The following is a 9,028-nucleotide window of genomic DNA, read 5'->3' as shown; positions in this document are numbered from 1 at the left end:
TAGCCGTTAAGCATTACGTGGTAAGTGCCTGCTGTAGGGTTATCAATAGAGCACTCTTCGCTATTACCGCCTTTATAAGGGCGACAGTCATAGGTAGTAGTTGTAGGTTTACTGCCCGCACGTACGTATAAATCAGCATCACCAGTACCACCACTCATAGTGAATGTTACGTTAGTTGCACCGCTTGGTACTGTCATCGTGTAAAATGCTTGTGCATTTGCAGCCCCACTTAAACCTGTTTTAGCTTCACCATTAATAAGCTCGCTATCACCGCCTGTAGGCGGAGTGGTGCCNGGCTGCATCAACAATACCCGTACCACAGCTAGTACATGTAGCAGGGAACGAACGGGTTGTTGATTTTAAAATACTTTCTATTTCGTCAGGCGTTGCATCTGGTTTTGCTTGCTTAATAAGTGCCGCAACACCTGCTACGTGAGGCGCAGCCATTGATGTACCTTGCGAATAACCGTAACTGTCGCTTGAAGGTGTAGACGAACCTGAATTGTAAGTTGATAGAACACCTTCTGAGTCGTTTGCAAAGCTTTGCGCGCCACCCGGTGCTGCAACATCAATATTGCTACCGTAGTTTGAGTAATAAGCTCGACCGCCATTACGACCTACTGATGCTACGTTTACTACACCATTACAGTTACCTGGATTGTAGTTTGCTGAGTTATCGTTATCGTTACCTGCAGCAATAACTACCACAGTGCCGTTACTACGCGCGGTGTTAATTGCATTTTGAGTTGTAGAGCTACATGAACCGCTGCCACCTAAACTCATATTTATTACATCTGCAGGGTTTGAGTTAGCAGGAATGCCTGAAACACTTCCGCCAGATGCCCAAATAATACCATCTGCAATATCAGAGGTTAAACCACCACACTTACCAAGTACACGAACAGGCACTACTTTTGCGTTATAAGCTACGCCTGCAACACCTTCACCGTTATTGGTTACCGCAGCAACTGTGCCGGCTACGTGCGTGCCGTGCCAGCTAGAGTTTTGTGCACCGTTAGTGCCACATTCATTCGCAGCAACTGCATCACCAGGATCACGTGCATCGCTATCGCGACCACCGCCATCGTTAGCTACCGATAGGTTAGAGATCATATCGTAACCCGGTAAAATGTTAGCATTTAAATCGGCATGTGGGCGGTAACCCGTATCTAGTACAGCTACAACTACACCGCTACCCGTTGCGGTATCCCATGCAGTAGGTAAGTTTAAACCACCGGCTTGCTCGTAGTAGTGCCATTGGTCATCAAAGCGTGGATCGTTAGGAGTTGAAAACGGCTTTAACATTTGATCCACTTCAATGTATTCAACATTGCCTGAATCAACCATTTCTTGCATAAACTCTTGGGCCTCTGCCGCACTTAATTTTTTATCAGCACGCATTACGTGGTGGTTATTAAGTGCCATTGCACGAATATATTTTGCTTTTACTTTGCCTTTTTTAGAAGCGAAGTTTTTAACAAAGCTTTGTGCGCGCTTTTTCATGCTAGACGGGCTTGCGTCAGCAGTTGAAAAGCTCGCCATTTCGTTATTATTTTTATATTTAATAATGAACTGAGTTTCGAAACTGCCTTGGCTTTGTAGTTTAGCCGATGTTTCAGCCATTGAACTTGAAACTGATTGAGCCATGCCAGATGTTGCTGCAAAAAGCGTACTAACTGTAATTGCAATTGCGCATCTTTTAAAAGTTTTACTAGTTGTCATAATTATCCCTAGATTTTTATTTATTATTTCGTGATATAAGATCACGATGCGGGAACAAAAGTAAACGATCTGTTAATTAGGTTAAAATATCAATTTATTATGTACCTCTTTCATTTAGTTATAACCCAGGTTTTTAGCGGTTTACTCGTTGTTTAGTATTTGTCATATAAATTAAAAATAAGTATAAAGGGTTGTTTTATTGTGAGGGTAATTATTCCCTACTTATTACTGATGCGTTTTTGTTGTGTTATTACTAATAATTCAAATGCTGCGTTGTTAGCTATTAAACTTTGCTATAATCGAGCAAATTTTTTAATGAGATAAATAAATGACCCAAGTAGATGTAATTGTAATAGGTGCGGGAGCAGCAGGATTAATGTGTGCAGCGCAAGCTGGATACCGTGGCCGAAGCGTTACAGTACTTGATATGGGGAAAAAACCAGGTCGTAAAATTTTAATAAGTGGTGGTGGGCGTTGCAATTTTACAAATGAAAATGCAACCCCGGATAACTACTTATGCACAAACTCTCATTTTGTTAAATCATGCTTAAGTCGTTATACACAGCATGACTTTATTGAGCTGGTGGACAGACATGGCTTGGCGTATCACCATAAAACACTAGGCCAGCTTTTTTGCGATAACAATGCACAAGACATTGTTGATATTTTACTAACCGAATGTGAGTGGGCCGGAGTAAATATAAAGCTACGCAGTGAAGTGATCAGTGTATCAAAAACCGAAACCGGCTATAGCGTTACCACAGAGCAAGAAACCTTAAGCTGTGAGTCGTTAGTTATAGCATCAGGTGGCTTAACCATGCCAAAACTAGGGGCTACACCAATAGGTTATAAAATTGCAGAGCAGTTTGGCTTAAGCGTGTTACCAACTATGGCTGCACTTGTGCCGTTTACTTTGCATCAGCATGATAAAGAGCGTTTTGAAGGGCTTTCGGGAATTAGTATTCCATGTGAAGTTTCAAGCGAAGACGGCACCGTATTTAAAGAAAATATCCTCTTTACTCACCGAGGGTTATCGGGCCCTGCAATATTGCAAATAAGCTCATTTTGGCGAGCAGGGCAGGCTGTCACTATAAACCTGCTACCTGAAATTGATTTAAGGCAGCAACTTGCTGATTGGCGTGAAACACAAGCCCAAAAGTCGTTAAAAAACAGCCTTTCGACTATTTTACCTAAACGCTTTATAGAAATACTGCATGAAAGCAAAGCGATACCAGATTGTAATATTAATCAGCTTACACATGCCCAAATAGATGAGTTAGTAAATTATATTCATGCGTGGCAAATTAAACCCAATGGCACAGAAGGTTATAGAACAGCAGAAGTAACACTCGGTGGTGTAGATACCGACGAGTTGAGCTCAAAAACCTTTGAAGCTAAAAAAGCTAAAGGCTTATATTTTATAGGTGAAGTAACTGACGTAACGGGCTGGCTTGGGGGCTACAATTTCCAGTATGCGTGGAGCTGTGGATTTGCTTGTGGGCAGTACGCTTAAGCTTAGGCTATAGACCCATTTAAGTAAGTTGATTGAGCGATAACGGTTGAATCGTTATCGCTAACACATACTTTATTGCGTCCATTATTTTTAGCCTTATATAGCGCTGTATCAGCCCGCTCCAATAGTTTTAGCACTGTATCGTCTTTTTGTATCGTTGCTAACCCAATACTTATAGTAAATGCTATATTTGTAATGGTGTTTTCGGCAATATATTTTCTCAGGTCATCAGCTTTTTTAGCGCTATCATTTAAAGAGGTGTTCGATAAAATAATCGTGAATTCTTCTCCGCCCCATCGCGCAATAAGTGCATCATTTCCCATACGCATTTTTAATATTTTAGAAAATTCAGTGAGTACGTTATCGCCAACTAAATGCCCGTAGGTATCGTTTATATTTTTGAAGTGGTCTATATCGCAAATAAGTAAGCAATGCGGGGTTTTAAAAACGTCATTTTTAGCAATTAACTGTGATAATTCAAAATCAAATTTTTGCCTGTTATAAAGCCCCGTTAACTTATCGGTTTCTGCTAAGTGTTGAATTTCTAAGTTACGGATAGATAATCGAGTGTATGCCGAAAACCGTGTTTTTTCGTAAAATCTAAAAATTAAAATATGAGCAAGACTTACCTCTATGAGATTAAATAAAGAGCCTAAGCCAATTGTTACAGTTTGCTGTTGTTGTAAATACACAAGATACGCACAAATAGTAAAGGCGACTGCACTAAATAGGCTTCCCCAGTTTCTTCCAACTAAAAAAAAGCTAAAAGGCGGGATTAACGTTGCCCAAAATAAAGAATGCGCATGCCCACCTACAGAAACCACAAACATCATTATTAAGCTAACGACCATAAGGGTAACAGCCCACGCTGCTGCATTTACATTGGCTGTTTTATTAAACCAAGTATAAATACCTAACGATATCGTAAGTCCTAAGGCATCAATTAAAGCAATGTCATAGCTTTCAAAATAAAAAAGATTGAGGAGTGTTAAAGCTAAAAAGTAACATGTAGTTATTAGTAAAGAGTGAGCTATTAAGCGAGTACGCCAAAAATCCTTATGGTCTTTTGGGTATTGTGGAAACTCTTTGTACCAAAAACCTAGCATAATGAACGACTCTTTAACCTCTGAATTTAGTGATTATTACTTATATTAGGCTTTTATTATAGTTTTTTACTTTGATTAAAACGCTTATATACGGTGGTGTTTATAAAAGTTTAAAGATCATTACAGCATTTTTCAAAGGTATGAAGGACTAGGTAGTGACTGATTACTTAAATGTAATATGCCTCGCCTTGATTTAATTGACGCAGAGCTCAACGTTATCGCTTACGTAGAGCTCTGAATAAATGTTATATCTATTCCTCTATAAATGCCTCGCCTTTTGTCATCCACTTTTCAGCTGGTTTGCCTTTTAAGTAATGATCAAAGTACTGCATCATACGTACTGAAAAATCGACCTGATTAGGAAACTTTTTCAAGTGGTGTGGTTCACCTTCGTATTGTAAAAATGTAGCATCTTTTCCTGCACGGCGCAGAGCTAAGTAATACTGCACGCTCTCATGCCAAGGTACTGCATCGTCTTTGTCGCCAGACATTATTAAGATAGGCGTATTAACTTTGTCTGCAAAAAACACCGGTGAGTTTTCTATATAAAGTTCTGGTGCTTCAAATAAGTTTTTGCCAATACGGCTTTGTCCTGTTTCGTATTGAAATTGACGAGCAAGGCCCGATTTTAAACGTACGCCACTGTAAGCACTTGTCATGTTTGATACTGGAGCGCCAGATACAACCGCTTTAAACATATCTGTTTGGGTTATCATAAATGCACTTTGATAACCTGCCCAAGAGTGACCTTGTAAGCCAATTTTATCTGGGTCGGCTATGCCTAAATCTATTAATTTTTGGGTGGCGTTTATCATGGTTTGCGTTGACGATTTACCCGGGTGACCTATTTCAAAACGAATATCAGGTAAAAATACCGCATAACCGTTTGAGGTAAACATAGGAAAATTAGGGCGATGGTTTAATTCCATTTTTGGAAAATCAAACATGCGTTGACTCATGTAACGGTAAAAATACACAACCACAGGTACTTTATCGCCTTTTTTATATCCCGCTGGTTTTATTAGGACGCCTTGTAAATCTTCGCCGTCAAAGCCTTTATAGCTTATTAGTTCTGGCTTTTCGCCCCAGGCAAAATTACTAATTTGTGGGTTCAGGGTGGTTACTTGTTTTGGTGCGCTAAAGCTAAAATTAGTTTGGTAGTAATCAGGAAATTGGCTATAAGTTTGCGAGGTGAATAAATACTTGTCAGCCTTTTTGGCTTTTTTAACCATATCAAAGCGTTTATTACCGCTAAGCACGTTAGTTATTGTGTTAGTGGTTAAGTCGAGCTTTGCCACTTCGCTTTGTTTAGTTTGTAGATTAATAGCAGAGACAAGTAATGTATCGCCTTTTTTAAAGCCCACTTGGGTTTTATCAAGCTTAATAACACGGTACTGCGAATTGCTTTGTTTACCATTAGTTAGGCGTTTAGCTTGCTGCGTTTTTACGTCAAACGCCCAAATATCGTATTTACTATAAGCAAGCACTTGGCTGCTATCGGTCATCCAACCAGCAAAACCATAACCAGGTTGAGTCGAAGGGTAGTCGTGTTTATCATCAGCAAAGGTTGCCTGAATCGCTTTTGTAAGCGGTGTTACTTTATTATTTTTTAAATCTTTTAACTGTATTTGGCTGTCGTTAAAATAAGCTGCAAATTCACCATTTGGTGCAAGGCTTGGTCTAAACGGATAGTTACTAATAATTGGAGTTTGTTTACCGGTGTTTATATTTACTGCAAAGTAATCAGCAAAAAAACCGCCGTACATTATTTTTTCTAGGTAGGGGATGTTAGATGAGCCAAGTAAAGATACATCTCGCTCAGGGTTTAGTGCAACCTCAGGCATATTAGTGGTACTTAGCTGTACCACTTTTTGCGAGTTAACGTGATACACCGCGCTGTAATGGCGATTTTTATTAATTTCGTTCCATTGCTGTTCTTCACGCGGTTTTATTTGCGCATCGTTGTTGTGCCATACATCTAAACCTTTGTGTTCACGAATGGTGTCAAAATCGTATAGTGAGGCTTCGTCGGTATATTCTTTGGCTTTTACTTTAGCTGCTAATTTTGGATGGTTTTCAAAATATAAGCGCTCGCCATTTTCTGACCATTTAAGGGATGCTGTTTTACCTAGGGTCCATGTTTTATCAGGTGAGGCTATTGTTGAAAGTTTATCGTTTTTATATAGCTGTAAACTGTAGCTTCGACGGCGCGTGTCATCATTTACATAGTTACCTAATGTAAACGCTGCAATATTGTCAGTTGGGTGCCATGCTATTTTATTTGCGATTGCGCCCGGTTCATCAATTAATACGCTGCTATTAAAGTCACTTAGCTCAATTAACGCTATTTGGTTGTTATTACCATCGCTGTAACTTTGACTCACTAATAGCTGGCTGTTGGCTGAGTTAATCGCGTAGCTAAATACGTTTTCTATTGTATGGGTGCGTTTATCAGATAAATTTATGATAACAAGCGCATAGCTCTTATCTTTTTTATCGGGCGTGATAGCGTTGTCTTCTTCGTTTTTAGTGCTATCGGTTTTATCTTCTACTTTTGCGTCATCGTCTTTTTTATTCAAACGATAAACAAGCCACATACCGTCATCAGATAACGTGTAATCTTTTACATCAGCAAAGCTTTGTTGGGCACCTGATTGTGTGTTTACGAGTACCAGATTGTTTTTAAGTGTGTCTTTTTTTTTGGTTGTTTCTTTTTCAAGTAAGGTAGGTACTTGTGTAAAAGCGACCCAGTTAGCGGCTTTATTAATATGAGGCTTAGTGCCGCGCTCTACTTCTGCGATGAGAGTATTGCTTTGTAGTGAGTAAACTTGGCCAGTTGCATTTCCACGATACGGCGTTGCACTAAAAGTGAGTACTTGACCATTGTCAGATAGTTGCGTGCTTTTAGCTGATTTAAAACTAAAAACATCTTTAAATTGTAGCGATTCTTTGGCGTGTATGCCGGTGCTAGTTAAGCTGGCAACGAGTGCCGCGCTTAATAAGGTGAGTTTTGTTTTCATTATTGATTCTCGTATTATGACATTGTTTCATTGTAACGAGTTTGGCTCACAATTCGAGCGGATCAGATAAATGGCAGCTACATACGACAAAACGACCCGTAGGTCGTTTTTTGGTATTTAATTTATTAATTTAGCAAACATTACAGCCAAATTTTTTGTAGCTCAAGCCATTGTTTTTCAAATTGAACACTTGGCTTTGCTTTAAAGTCGCTACGTACAAACTGATTCATTTTGCCCTCAACGTAGGCAAGTAAAAAGTTTGCAAGTGTAAGCTCATCACTTTGAAAGTTTTTACCTTCACGTAATTTACGCTCACGAAGTACTTGTTTAAACTGAGTTTCTAGTTTTTCAAACAAGCTTTGTACCCGCTCGCGTAAACGTTCCTGCTCACCTTGCAGAGCATCGCCAGTTAAAATACGAGTAATGCCTGGATTTTTTTCAGCAAAGGTTAGAAGTAATAATAGAATGTTATAAATGCGCGTTTGGCTTTCTTTTTCGTTTTCAATAATAATATTTATACGAGATAAAAGGGTATCTTCAATAAACTCAATTAAGCCCTCAAACATACGCGCTTTGCTCGGAAAATGACGATACAGCGCGGCTTCAGACACACCCACCTCAGCAGCTAGTTTTGCTGTGGTGATACGTTGTCCTAAATTAGTTTCTAACATTTGTGCGAGTGCTTGCAGTATTTGCTCTTTGCGATTACTTCTTTTTGTCGCAGGCATGAACATTCCTTTTTATTAGTTATTCTTAGTGGCGCAGTTAAGAACCCTAGTCATTTTTTGTTCAAATGATTGGCGTATGTTAATGTTTTATTCAGTTTGTTTCCAGCCTTTTTATAGATGTTTAGCCAGCTGTTCGATCACCTTGCGAGCTATTTCTATTTTACTTGTAGTTGGTAATTCTAGTTGTTCATTATGCCAGTACAGTGTTAAAGCATTATGATCGGAATTAAACCCTAAGCCACTTTTTGATACGTCATTAGCGCAAATCATATCTAGATTTTTATTTTGTAGTTTACCTTTAGCATAGCTTTCTACATTTTGAGTTTCGGCGGCAAACCCCACAGTATAAGGACGGTTTTGTTTAAGGTTGGCAATAGCTGCAATTACGTCAGGGTTTTTAGTTAAAGTAAGAGTGAGTTCGTCGCCTTGTTTTTTCATTTTTTGAGTCGCAATGTTTGCAGCTCGATAATCTGCTACAGCAGCGCAGCCAATAAATGCATCTGATTGCGGTGCATAGGTAAGTGACTCAGTTAATAGCTCCTCAGCGCTTTCTATATTGATAAGGTTTACGCCAGTAGGGGCTTTTATAGTGACCGGACCCGAAATTAAATTAACCTTAGCACCGAGTTGCAAAGCGGCTTCTGCCAGTGCATAACCCATTTTTCCTGAACTGTGATTTGATATAAAACGTACTGGGTCGAGAGGCTCACGCGTTGGGCCTGCTGTTATTGTAATTGTTTTTCCTGCAAGTAATTGCGGTTGCTCTTTTGCTATACATAGCGCAACTAGCTCATGAGGCTCTAACATGCGTCCAGCGCCTATATCACCACACGCTTGCTCACCTTTACCCGGGCCCCAAATAAGTACGTTACGTGCCTTTAATGTGGCTAAATTAGCTTGTGTTGCTGCGTGTGCATACATTTGCTGATTCATGGCTGG

5 protein-coding genes and 1 pseudogene are annotated in these 9,028 nt (G+C 39.5%); 1 reads left to right on the top strand and 5 read right to left on the bottom strand.

The window, feature by feature from the left end; translation table 11 throughout:
- Nucleotides 1–1,722, bottom strand: a pseudogene (locus L654_RS01000000126180) (S8 family peptidase); the annotation flags it as partial.
- Between the two features lie 328 nt (nucleotides 1,723–2,050).
- Between L654_RS01000000126180 and L654_RS0115205 the strand changes: the two are divergent.
- The gene (locus tag L654_RS0115205; RefSeq protein WP_024592809.1) at nucleotides 2,051–3,235 is read left to right on the top strand and encodes an NAD(P)/FAD-dependent oxidoreductase; all 1,185 of its coding nucleotides are present in this window, start codon (nucleotides 2,051–2,053) and stop codon (nucleotides 3,233–3,235) included.
- A 2-nt stretch (nucleotides 3,236–3,237) separates the two neighbouring features.
- Here L654_RS0115205 and L654_RS0115200 read toward each other — a convergent pair whose 3' ends face one another.
- The 4 genes from L654_RS0115200 to coaBC all read right to left on the bottom strand — a co-directional run.
- Nucleotides 3,238–4,341 (bottom strand): GGDEF domain-containing protein, encoded by a 1,104-nt coding sequence (locus L654_RS0115200; protein WP_024608351.1) that lies wholly within the window; start codon nucleotides 4,339–4,341, stop codon nucleotides 3,238–3,240.
- A gap of 251 nt (nucleotides 4,342–4,592) precedes the next feature.
- On the bottom strand, nucleotides 4,593–7,361 hold the full coding sequence (locus L654_RS0115195; protein ID WP_024608350.1) for a prolyl oligopeptidase family serine peptidase: 2,769 nt from the start codon (nucleotides 7,359–7,361) through the stop codon (nucleotides 4,593–4,595).
- A gap of 140 nt (nucleotides 7,362–7,501) precedes the next feature.
- Nucleotides 7,502–8,089 carry a nucleoid occlusion factor SlmA gene (gene slmA / locus L654_RS0115190; protein ID WP_007581932.1) on the bottom strand — a complete coding sequence of 196 codons (588 nt, stop codon included), beginning with the start codon at nucleotides 8,087–8,089 and terminating at the stop codon, nucleotides 7,502–7,504.
- Between the two features lie 111 nt (nucleotides 8,090–8,200).
- Nucleotides 8,201–9,028 (bottom strand): bifunctional phosphopantothenoylcysteine decarboxylase/phosphopantothenate--cysteine ligase CoaBC (gene coaBC / locus L654_RS0115185; protein WP_024608349.1); only part of this gene is annotated, 828 nt, incomplete at its 5' end.

Source organism: Pseudoalteromonas sp. TAB23 (genome assembly GCF_000498075.1).
Taxonomy (GTDB): Bacteria; Pseudomonadota; Gammaproteobacteria; order Enterobacterales; family Alteromonadaceae; genus Pseudoalteromonas; species Pseudoalteromonas arctica.
This window is presented reverse-complemented; position numbering and strand designations above follow the sequence as displayed.

Bases quoted from the DNA above. Each gene is read 5' to 3' on its own strand.
- slmA (WP_007581932.1), bottom strand. From the start codon at position 8,089: ATGCCTGCGACAAAAAGAAGTAATCGCAAAGAGCAAATACTGCAAGCA.
- L654_RS0115205 (WP_024592809.1), top strand. From the start codon at position 2,051: ATGACCCAAGTAGATGTAATTGTAATAGGTGCGGGAGCAGCAGGATTA.
- L654_RS0115195 (WP_024608350.1), bottom strand. From the start codon at position 7,361: ATGAAAACAAAACTCACCTTATTAAGCGCGGCACTCGTTGCCAGCTTA.
- L654_RS0115200 (WP_024608351.1), bottom strand. From the start codon at position 4,341: ATGCTAGGTTTTTGGTACAAAGAGTTTCCACAATACCCAAAAGACCAT.